Origin of the sequence: Bradyrhizobium sp. CCBAU 51627 (assembly GCF_028128765.1) — a bacterium.
Taxonomy (GTDB): domain Bacteria; phylum Pseudomonadota; class Alphaproteobacteria; order Rhizobiales; family Xanthobacteraceae; genus Bradyrhizobium.
Window position 1 is genome coordinate 62,840 of sequence record NZ_LBJG01000083.1, and the last position, 20,793, is coordinate 83,632.

At 60.8% G+C, this 20,793-nt stretch carries 14 protein-coding genes; 5 read left to right on the top strand and 9 right to left on the bottom strand.

The features are described from left to right. Nucleotides 1-222: 222 nt before the first annotated feature. A complete protein-coding gene (locus XH88_RS29365) occupies nt 223-1,647 on the top strand; it encodes an undecaprenyl-phosphate glucose phosphotransferase (RefSeq protein ID WP_271671709.1) in 1,425 nt (474 codons plus the stop codon). 78 nt (nt 1,648-1,725) lie between these two features. Here the strand turns inward: XH88_RS29365 and XH88_RS29370 are convergent, their stop codons facing one another. The 6 genes from XH88_RS29370 to XH88_RS29395 form a co-directional block, all read right to left on the bottom strand. After that, nucleotides 1,726-2,373 (bottom strand): hypothetical protein, encoded by a 648-nt coding sequence (locus XH88_RS29370; RefSeq protein WP_271671710.1) that lies wholly within the window; start codon nt 2,371-2,373, stop codon nt 1,726-1,728. A gap of 121 nt (nt 2,374-2,494) precedes the next feature. Further along, nucleotides 2,495-4,744 (bottom strand): polysaccharide biosynthesis tyrosine autokinase, encoded by a 2,250-nt coding sequence (locus tag XH88_RS29375; RefSeq protein ID WP_271671711.1) that lies wholly within the window; start codon nt 4,742-4,744, stop codon nt 2,495-2,497. 27 nt (nt 4,745-4,771) lie between these two features. Further along, entirely contained in the window at nt 4,772-5,389 is a 618-nt protein-coding gene (locus XH88_RS29380) for a hypothetical protein (RefSeq protein WP_271671712.1), read from the bottom strand. A 222-nt stretch (nt 5,390-5,611) separates the two neighbouring features. Then, entirely contained in the window at nt 5,612-6,250 is a 639-nt protein-coding gene (locus XH88_RS29385) for a transglutaminase-like cysteine peptidase (RefSeq protein ID WP_442868492.1), read from the bottom strand. Nucleotides 6,251-6,410: 160 nt separating this feature from the next. Then, a complete protein-coding gene (locus XH88_RS29390) occupies nt 6,411-7,061 on the bottom strand; it encodes a hypothetical protein (protein ID WP_271671714.1) in 651 nt (216 codons plus the stop codon). A gap of 23 nt (nt 7,062-7,084) precedes the next feature. After that, a complete protein-coding gene (locus tag XH88_RS29395) occupies nt 7,085-8,467 on the bottom strand; it encodes an O-antigen ligase family protein (protein ID WP_271671715.1) in 1,383 nt (460 codons plus the stop codon). A gap of 374 nt (nt 8,468-8,841) precedes the next feature. On the opposite strand from XH88_RS29395, the gene XH88_RS29400 reads away from it, so the two are divergent. The 4 genes from XH88_RS29400 to XH88_RS29415 all read left to right on the top strand — a co-directional run bounded on the left by XH88_RS29400 (nt 8,842) and on the right by XH88_RS29415 (nt 13,637). Continuing rightward, nucleotides 8,842-10,068: an acyltransferase family protein gene (locus tag XH88_RS29400; protein ID WP_442868491.1), complete on the top strand. Its 1,227-nt coding sequence runs from the start codon at nt 8,842-8,844 to the stop codon at nt 10,066-10,068. A gap of 92 nt (nt 10,069-10,160) precedes the next feature. Beyond that, nucleotides 10,161-11,432: a hypothetical protein gene (locus XH88_RS29405; protein WP_271671717.1), complete on the top strand. Its 1,272-nt coding sequence runs from the start codon at nt 10,161-10,163 to the stop codon at nt 11,430-11,432. A 10-nt stretch (nt 11,433-11,442) separates the two neighbouring features. Beyond that, nucleotides 11,443-12,546, top strand: a complete 1,104-nt coding sequence (locus XH88_RS29410) for an acyltransferase family protein (RefSeq protein ID WP_271671718.1) — start codon at nt 11,443-11,445, stop codon at nt 12,544-12,546. After that, entirely contained in the window at nt 12,543-13,637 is a 1,095-nt protein-coding gene (locus tag XH88_RS29415) for an acyltransferase family protein (RefSeq protein ID WP_271671719.1), read from the top strand. The genes XH88_RS29410 and XH88_RS29415 overlap by 4 nt, the downstream gene beginning before the upstream one ends. A 19-nt stretch (nt 13,638-13,656) precedes the next feature. On the opposite strand, the gene XH88_RS29420 is transcribed toward XH88_RS29415, so the two are convergent. The 3 genes from XH88_RS29420 to XH88_RS29430 form a co-directional block, all read right to left on the bottom strand. Continuing rightward, nucleotides 13,657-15,021, bottom strand: a complete 1,365-nt coding sequence (locus XH88_RS29420) for an acyltransferase family protein (protein ID WP_271671720.1) — start codon at nt 15,019-15,021, stop codon at nt 13,657-13,659. 103 nt (nt 15,022-15,124) lie between these two features. Beyond that, a complete protein-coding gene (locus tag XH88_RS29425) occupies nt 15,125-16,222 on the bottom strand; it encodes an acyltransferase family protein (RefSeq protein ID WP_271671721.1) in 1,098 nt (365 codons plus the stop codon). 208 nt (nt 16,223-16,430) lie between these two features. Further along, nucleotides 16,431-20,561, bottom strand: a complete 4,131-nt coding sequence (locus XH88_RS29430; RefSeq protein WP_271671722.1) for a beta strand repeat-containing protein — start codon at nt 20,559-20,561, stop codon at nt 16,431-16,433. Between the last annotated feature and the right edge of the window lie 232 nt (nt 20,562-20,793).

Below are 20,793 nucleotides of genomic sequence, written 5' to 3' on the forward strand. Positions count from 1 at the left end.
CGAAAGACGGCGGAGTGCTCGGCGAAATGTCAGCGCTGTGACAGTCGCTTGAGCACTCATGCGTCGAGGTGTTGCGTTGCAGAAAAATCGATTTGATTTTTTCACTGCAGTGCCGCAATGTTGCTTTGTTTAGTTAAGAGATTGCCCGCGACGCATCGCAAATTCGAATCGACTGCTTGCAATGGTCCGATTGCGAGTGCGTGACGTGGCAGCGAGGTTCGGATGGCTGTAGCAACTTATGGTTCGGAAAATTACTACTCGGCTGTATCGAACCGGCGCGGTGCTCTCCAACGACCACTTCAGATCGCTCTGATCGGAGGCGACTTCCTTGCCCTCCTGCTCAGCTATTTCGCGGCGAGCGGCCTGTACCGCCTGCTCGTCGCCGAGCAGGATTCGTCGGTGGGCGCGGGCCTCGTGGTTAGCGCCGTGTTCGTGACGATTGCGTACTTCCAAGGCGTCTACGATCACCATCGTCTGCTGAATACGGTCTGGCAGCTCCGCAAGGCGCTTGCGATCTGGGTCGTCTCCTTAACAATTCTTGCGGTCGAGGCGTTCCTGCTCAAATCGTCGGCGGATCTGTCGCGTGGAACCACTCTGCTGTTTGCCGCGACCGGCGTTGTTGCTCTGGGCGGGCTCCGGGTGCTGTGGCGCACCGCCCTGAACTCGAGCTATGCCAGAGGCCGTCTGGTTGACAGGAAAGTCGTTCTCCTCAGCCTCAAGCCGCTCGACTTCACGTCGAGCCGCTTCAAGGATCTGCGCAAGCATGGCTTCAACGTTGTCCGGCATTTCGTCCTCGACTCGTCCGAACACGGTGCAGGTTGGGATCACGAGATTCGCGATGTGGTGCGCCAGGGACGGGCTGCAGACGTGGAAGAATATCTGCTCGTCATCGACTGGGACGAAATGCCTTTGCTCCAGAAGCTGAGCCAGCACCTGCGCGTGGTCCCCCAGCCGATCCGCCTCCTGCCGGACTTCCCGATCGCCGATCTGGTCTCGCGTCCGTTCCAGCCCGTCAGCGGCACGGTTGCAATCGAGATCCAGCGCGCGCCGCTCACCGTGTTCGAGCGGGCGCAGAAGCGCTGCCTCGATATCGGTCTTGCCTCGTTCGCTCTGCTGCTGCTGGCGCCGCTGCTGGTGACGGCCGCGATCATGATCAAGCTGGATTCCATCGGCAGCGTGATCTTCAAGCAGTCCCGGCGCGGCTTCAACGGCAAGCCGTTCCAGATCTGGAAGTTTCGATCCATGACGGTGGCGGAGAACGGCCATACCGTGACCCAGGCGACCAGGTCTGACGCTCGCGTCACCCGCGTCGGTCGCGTATTGCGGCGGACCAGCATCGACGAGTTGCCGCAGCTCTGGAACGTCCTGCGCGGCGAGATGTCGCTGGTCGGACCACGTCCGCACGCGCTCGCGCATGACAATTATTACGACCAGCTCATCAGCAACTACGTGTATCGGCATCACATGAAGCCGGGCCTGACCGGTTGGGCCCAGGTCAACGGTTTCCGTGGCGAGACGCCGACCATCGACCTGATGGAGAAGCGCGTCGAGTATGACGTCTGGTACGTCAGCAACTGGAGCATCTGGCTCGACATCAGGATCATCCTGAAGACCGCGCTGGCGCTGATTCACCAGGAAGCCTACTGAGCGGGCCGAAATCCGCCGCTCGCGCGGGCCGTCTAAGCGACCGAACGCCGGCGGCTGTGTCCGGTCATCAACGCACTCTTAATTGTCGAGCAGATAACGCGGCCGATCGTCCGGCGGATAGCACCGATGCTGGATCCGGCCGCCTGCAGCTCGAACGAGATACCAGAACGCCATCCTCTCCCGTTCCGATAGGTCACAGGTCACATCCAGCAGCCTGCTGCGGGCCGATGCCGGAGACTGGACGAAGAGGGCGGCCGCACTGCTGAACAGCCGGTCGTGGAACACGTCGTTGAAATCCTGGACCGCGCCGTCCGTCAGCTCCGGCGGCAGAGCCTGGAAGGCTCGGAAAGCGAGCGGCACGCGCATCAATTGCAGCCAGAGTTCGTGCGGCGCCAAGCGGTAGGATTGGGCCAGAAACGCGAGGGTTGTTGCTGTCATTCCCTCCTGGCGGGCGCCGGACCAGAATGCCCCCAACCATCCGAGCGACTCGGTTGGCGCGCACGCCAGCAGGATCCTGCTCATCCGCCGTACGGCACTGACATCCGCATCCGCCTGCACCAGATCGGTGCCGCGGACGGTCATGTCAGCGGCCGACAATTGCAGGACGAGTAGTTCCCGAAGAGCCTTGGGGTCGCACTGGCGCTGAGCCGCGGGCAGGTTCGCCTGGACGATCTGCCTCAGTAGCGAGGCGTCGTAGCTCTCGCCGGCGGCAATCTGCCTGGCCACGCGCGACACGCTGAGGTCGGTCAGATTGGGGAGAGCCGATGCCGCCCAGGCGAGAGCGGATGCGCCCAGCAGGAAGCTGGCGCCTCGCGCCAGCCAGTGCCAGGCGCGAGATGCGCTTTTTCTAGGCGCCCTCGACATAATAGGCGTTGTAGTGCGAGCCTTTATAACCCTCGATGCGCTTCAGCATCTTCGGGTTCGCACCGTTAAGCACGGCGCCCATCACCTTCTTCTGAATGCCTTCGGAGCTCGACATCGATTCCTGCAGGGCGGTCCGGGTCGTCCGACCCCACTCGATGACGTAAATGAACGCGTCGATGAGATGGCTGATGGCCTTGGCATCGGTGACCGGCATCACCGGAGCCAGATCGATGACGATGTAATCGTACTCGTTTCGCAGCAACGACAGCAGATCGGCCATCGCCTTCGAGGCCATGATGTCGGCCGAGTTCACCATGCGCGAAACGGCGAACGAGGGCAGGAAATCCAGTCCGGTCTCGGCGCTCCGCCTGATGTGATGTCCGACCGACTGCGGGTCCTTGAGAGCCTCGATCAATCCGCTCTTGGCGGTCGCGTCGAGCTCCTTGGTCAGCGAACGCGTGTGGAGGTCGCCGTCGATCAGCAGCACGCGCTTTCCGGTGAACGCGGTCAGGTGCGCGAAGTTGGCTGAAACCGTGGTTTTCCCTTCCTTCGGAAGCGAGGACACGATGCCGATGACCTTCACCTCGCGGGACAGGCGGGCGAGATCGATCGAGACCTTGATGTTGCGCATGGTCTCGGCATAGCGCGAGAAGGGATGATCGATGACGTAGCGGGAAAGCTGGGCGCTTGCCTCGAGCTGCGCGCCATCAGGCGATCGCAGCGCGCGGATTCGCGGCGAGCCCATCGGCTTCGTGCCGATCGCCGGAAGCACCCCGAGACATTTGACGCCGATCTCGTCCTCGACTTCGCTCGAGGAGCGCAGCACGTCGCTCAGCATCTCCCGGGCAAAGGCGGCTCCCAGGCCGAAGCAAAGGCCGCCGAACAGGGCACCGATCAGGGAGAGTACCGTCTTGGGCGAGCTCTTGCGATCCGGCTTCACGGCCGTGCTGATGATGCGGGCTTCGCTGATCGGGAAGCTCTGGTTCTGCATCGCCTGCTGCTGCTTCTCCAGGAAGTTGTTGTACAGGTTGCGGTAAGTGTCGGCCGCGCTCTCGAGATCGCGCAGCTTCACCTGCGCCTGGCCCGTGTTGCCCGCCTGGCTGACGAGATTCTTGAGGTTTTGCTCCAGCGACGTCTCGCGGCTCTTCGCGATTTCGTAGTCGCTGCGATAGGCATCGCCAATCCGCTTGACTTCGTCCGCGATCGACTTGCGCAGCTCCTCCATCCGATTGGCGAGATTGATCGAGGCCTGATGGTTCTTTCCATACTTGGCCGACCAATCGGCATATTGCGCCGAAAGATCGAGATATTGCGCGCGCAGCCGTGTGATCACGGGATTGTTGAGCGCATCGGTAACCGTCGGCTGGGCAAGGTCCTTGTCGCTGATCCCGTCGATGCGATCCAATCGTGCCTTGGCCTCGGCGGTGGCCGCCCGCGCCTGCACGAGCTGGGTGTTCACGTCGGTGAGCTGCTGCTCGTTCATCAGACCGCGGCTGGTGCCGACGATGTTGTTCTGGCTCTTGAAGGTCTGCACGGCGCGGTCGCTGGCGGTCGCCTGCTCGCGCAGCTCGGCGCTGCGCTGCTGCAGCCATTCGCTGGCGCGCTTGGTGGATTGGTACTTCGCGTCGAGAGCGCCGACGATATAGGCATCCGCGATCTCGTTGGCGATCCGGGCCGCCTTGTCGGGGTCCCTTGAACGGAAGCTGGCCGACAGGACGTATGTCGACAGCAGGCGTTCGACCTTGAGGTTGTTCTCCACCGCGGCGACAGTGCCGCGTTCGATGCGTTCCTTCGACGCAGGTCCGTCCGATCCGAACAGGCCAATCACCTTTCCGATAATCGCGCCAAGCAGGCCAGGATCCGAACCGTTGAACTCGGGATCCTCCGTCAGGTTCATGCGACGGACGACGGACCGGATCAGATCGTCGGAGGTGATGATCTCGACCTGGCTGTCGACGAAGCCGGGGTCGATGAGCGCGTTGGATGCGTTGTTGTCCTTGTCGAGTACCTGCGTCTGGCGGGTATCCATCAGGATCCGCGTGTTCGCCGTGTACATCGGCGTCGCGGTCAGCAGATAGACCAGCACGATCGCCACGGCGGCGCCGACCACGGCTGCAATGACAGGCCACTGCCGGCGCAGAATCCCGATGATGCGCTCGATGCTGAGCGTGGCGCCCGCCAACTCTAGAGCGGTCCGCTCCTGAACGTGAAAATGCTCTCTGGGCTGATACATCTGAATGTTCATCGACCTGACGTGAGATTATTGGGGGAGTGGCGCGAGAGTGAACGGATCGCCGATTTCCGTACTCCATTCGCCAGTCATGAGGCTGTTCGCAGCGTCTGAGGGCTTCTTGGTTGGCGGCGTTTGCGCGCTTCCCGTTGTCTGGCCAGCCACCGAATTCGGATCGAATTCGACGGCCTCCAGCTCCGCAGAGTAACCAGAGCTCACCGCTGAATCCGCCAGCTTTTGTACAAACTGACTGATCTTCTGCGCATTTTCGGGCTTGCGGGGCACACAGACCAGCTGTGCTCGGCGCAGCGCCATGCCAATCGCGGCGCGCTCGACGTTGGAAGACTCGCTGATGAGGTCGTGCACCGAAGGAAGGATGGATATATCGGTGACGATATAGGCGGCAAGGCGACCCGTGAGCTTGCTGCGGTCGTTGCGAACATCGCGCAGCAGCGACGCTGGCTCGAACTGGAAGGCTTGCAGGACAGTCACGGGGACCCGGTCCGATTGCTCGACGCATTGCGCCTCGCAGCGACCTGCCGCACACACCACAATCAGCAACGCCAAGCTGATCGCACCCAGGGCGCCCAGACTGCGACCGGCAAATCGTTGTCGTAGAGGCAGGGCCAAACCACTCATCACGTTCATTCAAACCGCCGCAAGGCTTCGCTCAAATCAGTGTCGCGCTTAACTATGTCAAATTCTTGTGCGGTGCAAAATATAGTCTGAAACTGCAGAAATTCATAACGAATTTAGTACGGCGCGAGTGCCGCATTGTGCACAAACATAACGCAACGCCCGCGGCAAAAGCCGCGGGCGTTGACCTAGGTTAAGCTTGCTCTGTGCGGTGAGGCGCTGCTGCTCAATTGATCACAGCGAAGAACCCGCAGCCTGCGCAAAGCGCTTGTCGCGAAGCCGGCGTCCGTGATCGCCGATGTTCACCCAGAAGCGGGGATCGCTGCCTGACTGCATCGATATCCACTCATAGCCCAGCGAGTCCCAGGGGCGAACGCTCGAGGACAGGTTGTCCAGAACGACGTCGCCATCCGAAAGCCGCGCAACCAACACGAGATGACCCTGTCCGCCGTCGATCCGCACAACTGCAAGGCGTAGGGCGGCCTGCGGCCATCCCGTCGCGATCAGTTGGTGCCGCTTGGTGACCGCATAGTCGTTGCAGTCGCCGGCCGCTGGAGCAACCGTCCAGTTTGCGGCGATCGGATCCGTCGGTTTGTGCATCGGTGCGATGGCTTGGTTGACCGACATGTTCACCTGCCGAAGCACCGCCATGGCAGCATCGGCAGGCGGCAGACTGCGTTCGTCGGCATCGGCGCGGCATTCCGCGGCGTTGTTCATGCAGAACTTGACGAAGTTCATCGGCGCGAGCGTGTTGTCGAATTCTTGGATGAACGACGCTTCGACCGGACGTTGTCCGGTATCCGACCCGGCTTTTGCCGTGGTGCTGGCGCACGCGATGACGGCTGCGAGCAACGGCGCGTACAACAGTTTCATCTTATCCCCCGTTATCCGTCCTACTTGACGCAACAGGTCTCGCACAGAGATTTTAGGGCCGGGTTCCCCGAACCTCTAAAATTGAACGCAAATGCCCGGCCACGCTTTCACGCGGCCGGCTCTGGTTAATTAATCCGCTTAGGTTGAATTCGTTCCCCGACTAGCGCGACGGGCTGGTGGCGGTCAGCGATGACGTTCCGGTCGAGGCCGCAAACAAGGCGTTCGTCTGGATGGCGGGGCTCGCTCCGGAGGTGAACGAGATGGGAGAAGGCGAGTTGATTGTCCCGCCGCCGCGCTGATCGGCCGTCGTGCCTTGTCCGCCGCCCGCGCTCGTGTCGCCGTTCGCGGCCGCGCCCACGATCGCCTCAGTCGGAATATCACCGGTGATGCTTGTAAAGGACTGAATCAGCCCGGCATTTTCTGTCTTCAACACGACGGCCTGGATTTCCTGAGCAAACTGAGGCTGCGTCAGCACGCAAACCGCGGCAGCGGTGCCCATTCCTGCGCCAACCGCGCGGCCCTGGTCATCCGAGCTCGCCTTGGCGAGTGAGATCATGCCCTCCAGCGTTTCAGGTCTGTTGGTCAGGAGATCCCGGATCTGAGACGCGAGGCCGCCCTGACCGTCTTTGAACTGGTTGAGCAAAGCCTCGGGCTTATCGAGGAACTCGATGGCCCGTTCAGAGCTCACCGCGGCGGGATTTGGAACGCAGCTGGGCTGGGCTGCAAAGGCCGATGTCGCTGCTGTCATCGCAAGCAAAGTGGCCCCGAGCCCCACGGCTTTAAGCATTCGACTCCTCAATGATGCAATCATGAAAGTTTGCAAGCAAATTTGTCTCAACATATTGGCAAAGCCGCAATTACGCTACTTTTTTGCTCCGCCGAGGACCTGCATTGTGCCAGCCCGCAGCCGGTGATGGCTGCGAAGAACACGCCGAAGCCGGGGATCTGCAACGAAAAGTCGATGCTCGTATGCAAGAAGCCTAGCGTCGCCACACTTGCGCCGATAATCGGTATGTAGCGGTCGCGCCGCCGATGCAAGCTTCCGTTTAGCAGCTGGTAAAGATACCAGAGACATGTGACCATAATCAAACACGCGGCGGGGATGCCGAGCTCAACTGCAAGCTCAAGCGGCGTGCTGTGCGCACGATCCCACACGCCGAGGCTGCCCAGCGCATCGGGCCTGTAGGCCGGAAAGGCACTCTCGAAGTTTCCGTACCCGATTCCGAGCCAAGGATGCTGCTGGATCATCATCAGTACGGCCCGGTACGCTGTGAACCGCTGTTCATCGACGAGGCCGTAGGTCAAAATTCTTCCCGCCACGGCACCGCCGACGAGCTGAAACAGAAAGAGCAGCGCGACGGCTGTCCCCGCAATCCATCCCCAGCGGCGAAATTTGCTGACGCGTAGCGGCGCAAAGAACAGCGCGGTCGCTAGAAAGACGGTCAGGATCAGCAGCAAAAGCCCCGCGCGCGAACCCGTCATGGCCGTCGCCACCAGGCAAACGACAAAGCCGCCGGCCAGTGCAAATGGCGAGGCGAGATAATAGGCAATCAGTGCCGTCATCCGCCGCGACGGCGGGCGGGCCGGCCGATCCTGGCGATAGATAAAGCGCAATAATGGCGCGAGAAACAGCAGCGCGCACGTTCCGAAGAACGTGGCAGCCGTGTTTCTGTTGACGAACGTTCCGGTGACGAAGCCGAGATAGGCTTCCTTGCGACGGAACAGGAGCGTGGTCGGATCGCCAATTCCGGCCAGGATTGCATAGAGCGCGTAGCCGAGGCCTGCCCAGGCCAGGATACGCAGCAGCTGCCGCGCATGCTCCGCGTTCGTTGCGATGTAGGCTGCACGCGTGAAGGCAAGCGCGAACAGCAGCGGATAGCCGAATGCGAGCCAGGGACCGTTCGCCGTAACGGAGACGCGATCAGGGAGATCTCTGCTCGTTACGGCTCGCGCCGCCGCCCACGCTGGATCGCCTTGATGAAAGGCTGGATTCGGCCATAACTGCATCGTGATCACCGCCGCGACGACGACAAGGACGACGAACAGCGGCGACAGCAAACGGAAATCGTCGACGGTGGCGCTGCGCAAATCGGCAGTGATAAGGCTGAACGCGAGCAGCACAGTCCAGATGCAGATCCACACCGTCTCGGCGGAGCCGAAGGGGAGCGGGGCCAACACGAAGACGCCGATCGCCGCAAACCGCGAAGTCTTATACAAAATCAACTCCTGAGGAGTCGCGCTGCGACTCCCGCAATCCAGTTCCTGAAAGCTCGATGCCCTTTTGCCACATTCGTGCCGAATGAATAGGCTAGTTGCGCTGCTTCGCGAACATGCAGGGTGCACAACATCAATGCCCCCGGCGTCTTGACAAGCCAGCTATGTCGCAGACGGCGCGCTGCTCGTGGTCGAGGCAAGCGATCTTCGTCTGTCTTTTTCGCTGACGGGCACGTTCCTGCGGCAAATTAGCCGTCGTGCCGCCTCTTGCGAGGTGCACGACTCCTCCAAAACGAAATGCATGCGACGAGTGCCGGGCGGACATTGTATTCGCGTCGAATGCTCAGTAGAGATGTTGCACTGCAAGGTGCAAGGAAATGGCCGTGACGGTGCCTGTTCATCGCGAGAAAGCACATGTCCTTACTCTGGACAGCATTCGAGGAATCGCCGCGGTCACCGTGGTCATTCACCACGTGATCTTGATGCCGACCTTCCTCGCGGCATTTCCGAACCACGCCTGGCTCGACGGCCCCTTCTTCCGTAGCGGCGGATTTCTGGTCGACCTGTTCTTTGTGCTGAGCGGCATGGTGATGTCGTTGAGCTACGTGCAACCGGACTTCGGGCATTTCTCCTTGCGCGAGTTCATGCTGCGGCGGTTTGCGCGCGTATATCCGCTGCACATTGTCATGCTCCTCGTCATGCTTCTTTTTCGTCTCGCGCGCATCGGACTTGGGCTGCTGCTGGCGGGCGTGGTCATCGCGGCTCCAACCGCGTTCGAGGTCAACAACGGGTACTCCTTCTTTCTCAACGTATTCCTGCTCCATTCGCTTGGATTCATCCACTACTTGAACTGGAACGCGCCGAGCTGGAGCATCAGTGTCGAGTTCTACACCTATCTCGTGTTCGGCGTCGTGCTGCTGGTGGCCCAGCGTTTCGGTTCGCTGGTCTGGCTCTACGTTCTCTCCGCCGCGCTCGCGATCGTGAGCTGGCTGGTACTCACGGTGGTCATCGCGAGGCCGCATCTGGGCGCTCAATATGATTGGGGCATCCTGCGATGCTTCGTAAGTTTCTTTCTCGGTGTACTCACGGTGAGGGCGGTGCAAGGTCTGCCGCGCACGATCAGCCCTGGGGCCCAGGGCACCATTCAGTTCGTCGCGATGGTTGCAAGCGTGGTCCATGTCTCCCTGATCGAAGCCTATCCGTGGGTCAGCTTCCTTGCGCCGGTGACGTTTGCCGTGTTTCTCGGCTCGCTGCTGGCGTTCCCGCAAGCTGCCGTCGTGCCGTCACTGTTGACGACGAAGCCGCTGATCTGGCTCGGCCAGCGCTCCTACTCGATCTACATGGTCCACGCATTCGTCGTCGTCTTTGCCGAATATTTCGTTCGCGGCATCGGTCCGCGCCCCGTCGCGGCGCTGGATGCCATCTATCCCGGCCTGGCGACGACGCTGAACCTTGCGATCGTGCTCGCGGCCGTCCTCGCGCTCTCGCAACTGACCTATCGCTATGTCGAATTGCCCGGCGGCCGGCTGGTCAGGAACATGTTCCGCAAGTCGCCGGAATTTTCGACGGGCTCGGCCGCGCCCTCCACACGTCTATCAGGCTAAGGACGAGTATGACGACAGTGCAACGAAGCATGGTGGCGATACAGCGAGCTCCGCTGTTCTTGTGGAGCTCGTTCAGCCTCGAAGCGGTTGCGTTGAGCACGTACTTCCTGCGTGACGATTTTTCGGCCGCCTTGCGCTACTACTTTTCCATTTATCACCTGACGCCGCTCTGGTTCGTTCCGGATGCTTTCGGTCTGGTCTGCCTCGGCCTGTTCATCTATCGCTGCATCATTCGCAACCGGAGCATCATTGCGGTGCTGGTGCTGCTGCAGATCTTCCTGTCGCTCGGAATCGGCTATCTCTTCCTCGGGAACACCACGGCGCTGGCTTCGTCCTTCAAGATGATGCTGCCGGTGTTCATCGGGTTCTGCTTCTGCGACGCGGAGACCGGCTCGTACAAGAAGCTCCTGGTGCTGATGGCCATCCTGTTCTACGTGTCAATCTTCGGTGTGATCCTGTCAGCGCACTGGAAAGCGCCGTGGGTGGGCTACAACTACGAGGCCTTCGGCATCAAAAGGCAGGCAGGCCGGGTCTGGTGGTCCGGTGCCGAGCAGCGGCTGTCCGGCTTTTCGGAGGACAACACCGTGGTCAGCCTCTTCATCCTGGCCACTTTCGTGACGACCTCGATACGCAAGAACATCTGGTGGTGTCTGTTCTTCGGAGGCGTCGCCCTTTATGCGCTGAAGCTGACGACGAGCAAAACCACCCTGGGCGTGCTTGTCATGTATCTGGCGGCGCTGATCGTCGTTCGATTGCTGCCGGAACGATTACGCTTCCCGACCGTCAGGATGTTGGCGATCTGGTCCTATCTGGCGATTCTTGTCCCCATTCTGCTGATCCTGATCTTCGGCGGGACGTCGGTCGGCTCCAAGGATCTATTCTTCAGCCTGATCGACCGCATCAACAACAGCTGGCAAAAACCGTTCATCTATCTGACGCAGTTGATGCCGATTGCCTACGTCACCGGATGCGGCGTCGGCTGTTTCAACTACCCGCAGGCCGCATTCTCGAATCTGGCCTCGTACTGGGTGTCGGTGGACAATTTCTACCTCACGACCTACCTGATGTTCGGCGTGCCGTTCATCATCTTCATGTTCATGGTGATTCGCGCGACCTTGCTGACGACGGACATCTATAAGCTGTCGCTCACGTTCGTGATGAACATTTTCAGCATCACGGTGGCCGACTACGGGCCGGCATCGGGCCTTCTGATCATGTCGTTCATCTTCAGCGAGGTGTTCTCGCGACGGGCTTCCTCGTTCTTCCAGGAGAGACGCGGGCTTAAGCCACCGCGGCGCGCGATCGCTCCCGACGGCGCGCCGGCGATGGCCGGCGCCGTGCCCAGGTTGAACGAGTCGGGTTGAAGGACCGGCGATGCACAGACGGCTCGCATTTATAGACACGCTGCGCGGCATCGCGGTCATTGCCGTGCTGCTGCAACATGCCCTTGAGCAGATCGTGCTGAACCAGGCGTCCGGCGATTATTACCGGGTCTTCCACGATGCGGTCGGCGAATATTTCAATTTCGGCCGCTTCGGCGTTGTGCTGTTCTTCTTCGTCAGCGGCTTCGTCATTCCTAACAGTTTCCCGAACAGCCCTGCGCCGATTCGCGATTTTGCCATCAGCCGCTTTTTCAGACTCTACCCGGCCTATTGGGTCTCGATCGCCGTCGTTCTGCTGCTTGCGCCGGCGCTGGAGGGCAAGACATTTCCTCTGTCGCAGGTCGTTGCCAACATCACCATGCTGCAGATGTTCGTCAATGTGGCGAACCTCAACATCGGATATTGGACGCTGGCCGTCGAATTGATCTTCTATGTTGCGTGTATCGCGCTGTTCGCGATCGGTCTGCTCAGGGCCCGCTGGACTGCGATCTGCATCATCGTCGCCGCGTCCCTGCTCGCGATTGTTGCCTTTCCCTTCGTCAAGAGCCACCTGTTCTGGGGCCTGCTCGAGCTCATGCTGGACCTGACCGCGATGTTCTTCGGCAAGGTGGTCCGCGATGCCGTGTTCGGCGAACGATCCCAGTGGCGCAATGTCGCGCTCTGCGGGCTGCTCTATGTGCTTTATGTTGCGGCCTGCGCCTACCGGCGCTACGGCGTGGACTATCAGGACAATTTCTTCTGCGCTTACGGCATGGGCGCCGCCTATATCGGAGCCGCCGGCGTGTTTCTGGCGTTTGCAGGTCTTGGCGAGCGCGGAGCCTCGAGCGTTCTGTCCTTTGTCGGCCGCATCAGCTACTCGGTCTATCTGATGGGGCCCTATGTGCTGGTTGTGATCGTGCAGTTTTTCGGCACGGGTCAGAGCCCGGCGCAATGGTCACTCTTCGTCGTCGGAGTTGTTTTGGTGTCGATCTTAGTCAGCTGGTTGAACTATCTGGCTGTGGAGAAGCCGATGGTGACCTTTGGTCACCGGTTTCGTTCGCAGGCATTTGCCGCGGTCGCGCTCCAGCCGTCGCTGCGGGGACAGGGGGCCGAATGAGCAGCCAGGCCGAAAAAACCTACGCGGAGTCCGGCGGCGCATTCGTGGCGTCAATTCAGGGATTGCGTGGCATTGCTGCGCTCACCGTCCTGATCTGTCACTTTCGCGACATGCCGAAGGGCGGCATGCCGGATGTCCCGGGCGCGGGCTTTCTGCCGCCGATCTGGCCATGGCTCCAGGCAGTGCTCAACTCGGGCGGTCACGGCGTCGAGCTATTCTTCATGATCAGCGGCTTCCTGATTCCCGCCAGCCTCGTACGGCACGCCTCGATCGGGAAGTTCTTCTACGACCGTGTCCTGCGCATCATGCCGCTCTTCGTCATCCTGCACCTGACGCTGTTTCTGGTAGGGCCGTTTGTCGGATACAAGTTCTTCCGAGGGTTGGATCTGCCTGGCTATGTCGAGATATTCATCGCCAACCTGTTCTTCCTGCAGAATGCGCTCGGCTTGCCGATCGCTCAGCAGAACGCGTGGACGCTGACCTACGAGTGGGCGTTCTACATCTGGTTTGCGCTGAGCTTCGGTGCAGTCGTCCGGCTCAAGAACTGGTGGTTGGCAGCTCCCATGATGGTGCTTGCCGTGATTTGCCTGCTCAACTGGCCGATCGCCGCATTCTTCGGCATCGGCATGCTTTTCAGTGCCACCAACATCCGAATTCCCGCTCCCGGTGTCCTGGGGCTCGTTGCGGGCCTGATCTGCTTCGTTGCAATGTATGCAGCGCTCGATCTCTTCCATCCGTTCGTCAGCCTCATCCCCGGCTTTCTCCTGTTCGGGATGGTGCTTGCGCCGGGGTCGGGCATCTCGGCCGTGCTCAAAGTGCCGCCGCTGCAATATCTCGGAAAGATCAGCTACAGCTTCTATCTGGTCCATCCCTTCGTGCTGTTTCCGCTGCAGATGATCGGCTTGAAGCTCGTGGACCGCGGCTTCGATCGCTGGGTGCTGTGGTCCGGCTTCGTGATCCTGGGATCGGCCCTGGTGCTGATCGCCAGCGCCATGACCTACGAGATCATCGAGGTCCGCTTCCGCCGTCTGATCGACGCGACATGCCGCAACGCTCTCTTTGGAGAAGCAGCGCAGCGCCGGCCGGCCTGATCGCAACCGGCCGGTGCCGTCAAGCCGGCCGTTGATAGAAGCGTCGCAGGCGCAGCGCCGGTTTTTCGATCACGTTCCAGGAGAACGACGCAAATCCCAGCGTCAGCATCACGACGATCGGCAGGATCACGGCCAGCGAAAGCCGATGGTCCGACCCCAGCACGCGCTGGGAAATGTCGATCGTCGCCTGGGTGATCGGAAAGCCGTAGAGATAGATGCCGTAGGAGAGGTCCTGCCGAAACAGGCTGTCGAACGCCTTGAAGCTCTGCATGCCGATATAGACCGTGCAGTAGGTCAGGAAGATGCCGGCGAGCGGCAGCAGCACGTTGAGCCACATGATTCCCGCGTAGCAGGCGGCGGAGATCGCAAAGATCGTCCAGTGGATCGGCACGTATCTGGCGTTCAGGCGGAACACGATGCCGAAGAAGAACATGAAAACGAGATACCAGCCGGCCAGCCTGGTCGAATCGGATCGGACGTTGAAAGTCGCGGGATCGATGAAATAGGCGAGGAGCTCCGCCACCAGCGCGGCGCCGACCAGAAGCGTGATCCAGCGGACCTTGCGCGTCTCGCTCGAGATCATGTGCGTGAAAAGAAGCGCGAAGGCGAAGACGTAGCACCAGAGCTCCCAGGGCAGGGTCCAGAGATTGGCGTTGACCATCTCCGGCCAGGGATTGTGCAGGAACAGGCCCGGCAGCTCGAAGGTGACGTGACCGGCGATGTTGCCGAAATAGCGGTAGAACTGGTACTCCGACAGATATTGCGACAGCGGCAATTGCGTCAGCAGCGGTCCGACGACGAGCGCGCAGAGCGTCACCTCGACACTGAGCGCCGGGACGATCCGCAAGACGCGGTTGATGAAGAACGTCTTCAGATCCGGATTCTTGATGGCGCTGCCGGTCACCAGGAATCCGCTCAGCGCGAAAAACATCCCGACAAGCGCAATCAGGCCGGGTCTGAGAAGCTCCTGGATGATCTCGGAGGCCTGCAGATGGCTGAAGGACAGGGCGGTCAATCCACCCATCTTGTCAAAGGCGGCCGCGGCTGGATCCTTCAGCACGAACACCGCCATTCCCGGCTCATCGAGCTTCTTGACGAAGGCGGCGCCGGCGAACAGCCCGGCAACGGCCACACGACAATGATGTGACAGGATGACCAGCGACAGCAGGTGCCGCATCATGTTGAAGCCTGGTCCGAGGCCGTTGTTCTTGGCCAGGATAGTTTCCGCGGTGTCGTACCGTGCCAGGCCCGACTGGATCGTATCGGGCAGCTGCCGGAAGCGCGACGGAGCGGAGGGGCGCTCGCGGCCGACCGCGCCCGGCAACGAAACGGCCGCGAACTCTGCCTCTCGATCCGTTTGCGACATCTTCGTACGGCCTTTCATGCGCCTGTCTGGACGGCATCACTGGATGCCACGGAGTTGAAGCCAATTCATGGCCGCGGCTGCTGCTGCCACAGCATCGGATCGCGGTTTCCGCCCAGCGCCGCTATGCGACGACCGAGCGGCGCCCCAGCCTTCGGCAATAGCCAATGAGCGGCCGTTCGACATACCAATGGATCAGGATTCCGGCGAGCACCGAGCCGATCACGGCGAGAACGACGAAGAGAGCCGAGGGCAATGGATTGTGGAGCCGGGCCGAGATCTGAATCAGCACGATCGCGGCCGCGGCGTGGGTAAGATAGATCGAATAGGAGGCATCCCCCAGCAACATGCCAAGGGAATGCAGCGGTCCCGGGCGTTCGGTCGAGGCGATGCCGAGCCACACCACCAGCGTCGCGAACAGGGTCCACCACAAGGCCCGAAGCCCGTTGTCTTCCGAAAGGGTTGCCCCGACAATGGCGGTCGCCAGGGTGGCGGCGGCGATTGTGAGCAGGAAAGCTCCTGGATAGCGGCTGCGGACCAGCGGATGACCTTTCAGCCATAGCAGGCCCAAGGCAAAGCCCATGCCGAACTGGAGGTTGGGCATCATGATGTTGCCATAACCGACCACGGTTGCGAGCGCGAGGCCCGTATTGTCCGGATGCAGCAGTTCCGGCCACGCCAGCAGACGCGCCGCCGTGTACCAGGCCAGCGGCGCAAGGAACCAGGCCACCAGCAGCGGCAGCAGCGGGCGTGGCCGCAACATCGTCAAAGCGAACAGGATGTAGAAAATGAACTCATGCCTGAGCGTCCACACGACGTAGGGCCTCAATTCCCCGATCGGCCACAGCACCATGGCCTTCAGCGCAAGGACGGGGTCCGGTTTGGCCGTGCCGGCGAGCGACAGCAGGTTGTAACCGATCACACATACCCACATGAACGGAATGATGCGCACGAAGCGCCGGAGAAAGAACTCCGCGCGCGTGCTGCGGATCGGGCCGAATGAAACAATCGTGATGATGAAGCCGCTGATGACGAAGAAGATCGCGACGCCGAACAGGCCGGTTTCGGCGAGGAGGAACGGGCTCTCGCCATAAGAAGGCGGTAGGCTGACCAGCCAGTTGACGTGCCAGATCACGACCAGAATGGCTGCAAACCCGCGCAGGTATTGAATTCCCGGTACGATCCCGCCGTTGGGAGATCGTGCGCCCTCGATATCCGTCAATGTCGCCTCAATGCCGCGCTGGTTCCCGACTTTACCGATCGCTTCAGTGATCGGTCAAATCCTAGTTTTTAGGCGCGATGATGATGGTCGAGGCAAATATTGTCGCGGCGAGGGACCGCAATACGATCGCGTGGATTGTGCGGGAGGCGCGGGATCACAACGACGCTTGCGGCGAAGCAGGGCTCCGCCGCACGCATTCGCGGGTCGGTCAGACGAACGCGAAGTCGTTGCTGGTCAGGTTCGCGGCGACGACGTTCTTCAGCAGGATCGAGTCATTCGCCGTGACATGGACCAGGGTGTCGGCTCCCGATTGGCTGATCTGGAGATGACTGTAGTCCGTCGCCATCAGCTTTGAGATCGCGACCGTGTCGTAGCCCGCTGCCGACCCGGCATGGAAGCCGTTCACCGTGTCGTTGCCGCCGCCGAACGAGATCGTGGTCGAGCCGGCGCCGGCCACCGCGAAGATGTCGTTTCCGGCGCCGCCGGCGAGCGTGATGCCTGCCACCTTGGCCGACGCGTTGTGCGTGCCGTCCGAGTTCAGGATGTCGACAGAGGCCAGATTGCCGGCGGTGTTGTAGAAGTCGTGCTCGGTGCTGGTGGCGTTGAAGTAGAAATTGTCGTGCGACCCGTCGGCATTGGTGACGTACATCTTGGTCTTGACGCCGTCGGTGTAGACCGTCGTCGAGGACGAGCCGTCGGTGTTCTGGGCGAAGTCGCTGGCGATCTTGCCGCTCGAATAAGTCTGGGTGTCCTTCGAGCCGTCGGCATTGGTGATGTAGACGGACGTCTTGACGCCGCTGCTGTAGTTTGTGGTCGTGGTGTTGCCGCTGTCCTTGGCCACCGTCTGGGTCACGCTGCCTGTCGTGTCGTAGGTAGACGTCAGGCTCGAGCCATTGGCATAGTTCTGCACCTCCGTGGTCTTGTGCCCCGTCGAGTCGTACAGGTCGGTCGTAATGCTGCCGTCCGAATTGACCACCTTGGAGTATTGCAGGCTGCCGTCGGCGTGCAGATCGGTGATCGACGTGATGCTGCCGTCCGCCTTGATCTGCTGGATCTCGGTTGTGTAGGCCTTGCCGGTGATGTTGAAGAACGTATTGGTGTGCGTGCCGTCGGCATGCGTTTCATACGTCGCCGTCTTGACGTCGTTGCTGTAGACAGTTGTCGACGACGATCCGTCGGCCTTCGTCACGACGTCGCTGGTGATCACCCCGGCAGAGAACAGCTTGGTTTCCTTGGTGCCGTCGAGGCTGGTGATGTAGATCGAGGTCTGGACACCGGCGCTGAGGTTCGTGGTGGTGACGGTGCCGTTCGCGTCCTTCGCGGCGGTCTGCGTCACGATGCCCGAGGTGTTGTAGGTGGTCGTGAGGCTCGACCCGTCGGTATAATTCCGGACGTCCGTCGTCTTCTGGCCGGCATTGTTGTAGAGGTCGGTCGTGGTGCTGCCATCCGCGTTCAGCACCTTGGTGTACTGCGTGGTGCCGTCGAGGTGCAGATTGGTGATGCTGGTCACCGTACCATCGGCCTTGGTGTTCAGGATCTGGGTCGTGTAAGCCTGGCCAGTGATGTTATAGAACGTGTTGGTGTGGGTGCCGTCGGCATTGGTGACGTAGAGCTTGGATTTCACCCCGTTCGCGTACATCGTCGTGGACGATGATCCGTCGGCCCTCTGCACCACGTCGCTGGTGATCAGGCCGGTCGTGAACAGCTTGGTCTCCCTGGTGCCGTCGAAGGCGGTGATGTAGATCGAGGTCTGGACCCCTGCGCTGAAGTTCGTGATCGTGGTGGTGCCGTTCGCGGCCTTCGCGTTGGTCTGCGTCACGACACCCGAAATGTTGTAGGTCTTCGTCAGGTTCGATCCGTCGGCATAGTTGAACACGTCGGACGTCTTCTGGCCGGCGTTGTTGTAGAGTCCGGTGACGGTGCTGCCGTCCGCGTTCACGACCTTGGTGTACTGCGTGGTGCCGTCGAGGTGCAGGTTGGTGATGGAGGTCACCGTGCCGTCGGCCCTGGTGTGCAGGATCTGCGTCGTGTAGGCCTGACCGGTGATGTTGTAGAACGTGTTGGTGTGGGTACCGTCGGCGTTGGTGACATATACCTTGGACTTGACCCCGTTGACGAACATCGTCATCGACGACGACCCGTCCGTCTTCTGGACGAGGTCGCTGCTGATCTGACCGGCCGTGAACAGCTTGGTTTCACGGGTGCCGTCGGCGCTGGTGATGTAGATCGAGGTCTGCACGCCCGCGACATAGTTCGTGGTGGTCGTGTTGCCGCCGCTCTTGGCGATGGTCTGCGTCACCCCGCCGGCCGTGTTGTAGTTCGTGGTCAGGCTCGACCCGTCGGCGTAGCTGTGCACCTCCGACGTCTTCTGGCCCGCGGTATTGTAGAAATCCGTGGTGGTGCTGCCATCGGCATTGACCACCTTGGTGTACTGGGTCGTTCCGTCGGCGTGCAGGTTCGTGACGGCCGTGACCGTTCCGTCCGCCTTGGTGGCCAGGATCTGGGTCGTGTAGGCCTGCCCGGTGATGCCGTAGAACGTGTTGGTATGCGTGCCGTCGGCATTGGTCAGGTAGACCTTGGACTTCAAGCCGTTCGCGTAGATTGTCGTCGTGCTCGACTTGTCCGAATTGATGACAGTTTCGCTGGAGATGCTGCCGTCCGGATTGTAGTTGATGGTCTGCTTCGAGCCGTCCGTACCGACGATCAACTCCTGCGTCTTCACGCCATTCGAGTACAGGACCGTGTCGCTGCTCGAATCGACGTTGACGAGCGACTTGCTGGTGATGACGCCGTTGCTGAAGTTCGAGGTCTGCGTTCCCGTCAGCGTGCCCGAGGCATTGAAGAACTTGGTCTCGCTCCAGCTCGTCGTGGAGGTGGTGACAGAGAAGGAGTAGCCGCCCTGAATCGCCGCAAGGGCGTTGCCGTAGTGCGAGATGATGTAGCTCATCGTCGATGCGGAGGCGACAGGGAGCACATGCGTATCGGTCAGCGTGATCGACTGCAGTGTGGTCGAGGCGGAGAGGTCGGCGAGCTCGGCCACGATCTCGGCCGCCGTACCCGTGACGGCGGTAGCCTGGGTCCCGCCTGAGGACGCCCGGGCGACGCCGTCGATCTCGATGATGATCGGGTGATCGCTTACCGGAATCGTGAACGAGCTGACATTGCTGTAGGTCGCGATCGGGTCGGTTCCGCCGGTCGGATCGTAGACCTTGATCGACTGATGCACGGCGTCGAGCTGGACCGTGACGGTCTGGCTCGGGTTGCTGATCTCGGTGTTCGTCGTCGGATCCCAGACCTTCGGTTCGGCCCAGACGACGAGATCGTAGGCGCCGTTGGTCTTGCCGAGCACCATGCTGTTGCCGGAGTCCGGCATATTGCTGAGCGTATAGTTCAGCGGACTCGTCGGCTGGCCGCTGCCTGTTCCGTCGTCGTTGAGGATCGTCGTCAAATTGTGGACCGCAGTGGCCGCAAGCTTGGGCGTGCCGTCGTCGTAGAACAGCCCGAAATGGCTCTGCGCATTGGTGTCGCTGCTCGACGAGTTGCGATCGAGCAACTCGTAGAGATAGGTCTTGCCGACGCCGTCCTTGAAGGCGTCCATTACCGTGTTGAGGATCGATTTCGCCTGAACCGCCTCGTTGACTCCGAGGAACGGCGTGGTGCTCAGCGTCGTGTAGCCGGTTTCGGTGATGACCGAAGGATCGCCGGGAGACACCGAGCTCGCGAGATCGAGCGCCGACGACAGAGCGGCTCCCGGCGTGGTGCCGGTGCTTACATAGGCGTGGGAGTTGGCGTAATCCGAGTACGCGCCGAGATCGCCGAGCTTCGCGAAGTCGGCGGGATCGTTGTAGCCGAGAGTGAGGTTGTAGACGGGAAGTTTGGCGAGCGACGCGTCGGCCTTGATCGCGGCGTAGTACGCCTGCTGGAACTGCGCGGCGGCTTCGATCGTCGAACTGCCGTTGTAGCTGAACGCCTGGAGGTTGACCTCGTTCAGGCCCTCCAGGGCGAGGATGCTGCCCGGGTGTTTCGCCTGAAACGCGTCGAGCGCATCGATGTATTGCTGCAGACCCGCTGCGCCCGACGCCGGAATCGACGATGAAACGCCGAGATCGAACTTGTAGCCCGCGCTTGCCAGGCCATCTAGCACTGGTTGTGCCGCCGGGATGTTGGTCAAACCGTCACGAAGCGAAGTGACACCGAGATATTTCAGGTCTGCTTCGACGAGTGCGAGGTTGTTGTAGCCGCCCCACGCATACGACACATGGGTGTTGACTCCGATGGAACTCGTGAACGCACTTGCCGACAAGACAGTTTGATTGGTGCTCGTGATGGTCGTCGTCATGATTTGCTCTGGTGATGCCCGCTGTTGCTGTTTGGATAGCGGCAGAGTTTCTCAGTGACGTTAGAAAGAAGGCTAAAGATGTAGATAACGACGGCTTTTCGCAGAATGAACTGCAAGTATTTTCAGCACATTGCGAGATGTTGCTTGTTCCCTGTGGGAACTCGTCGCGATTGCCTAGTTACGATTCACTCTGACCCGTTGTTCTACGGGAATGTTTGCATGATAGCGGAGT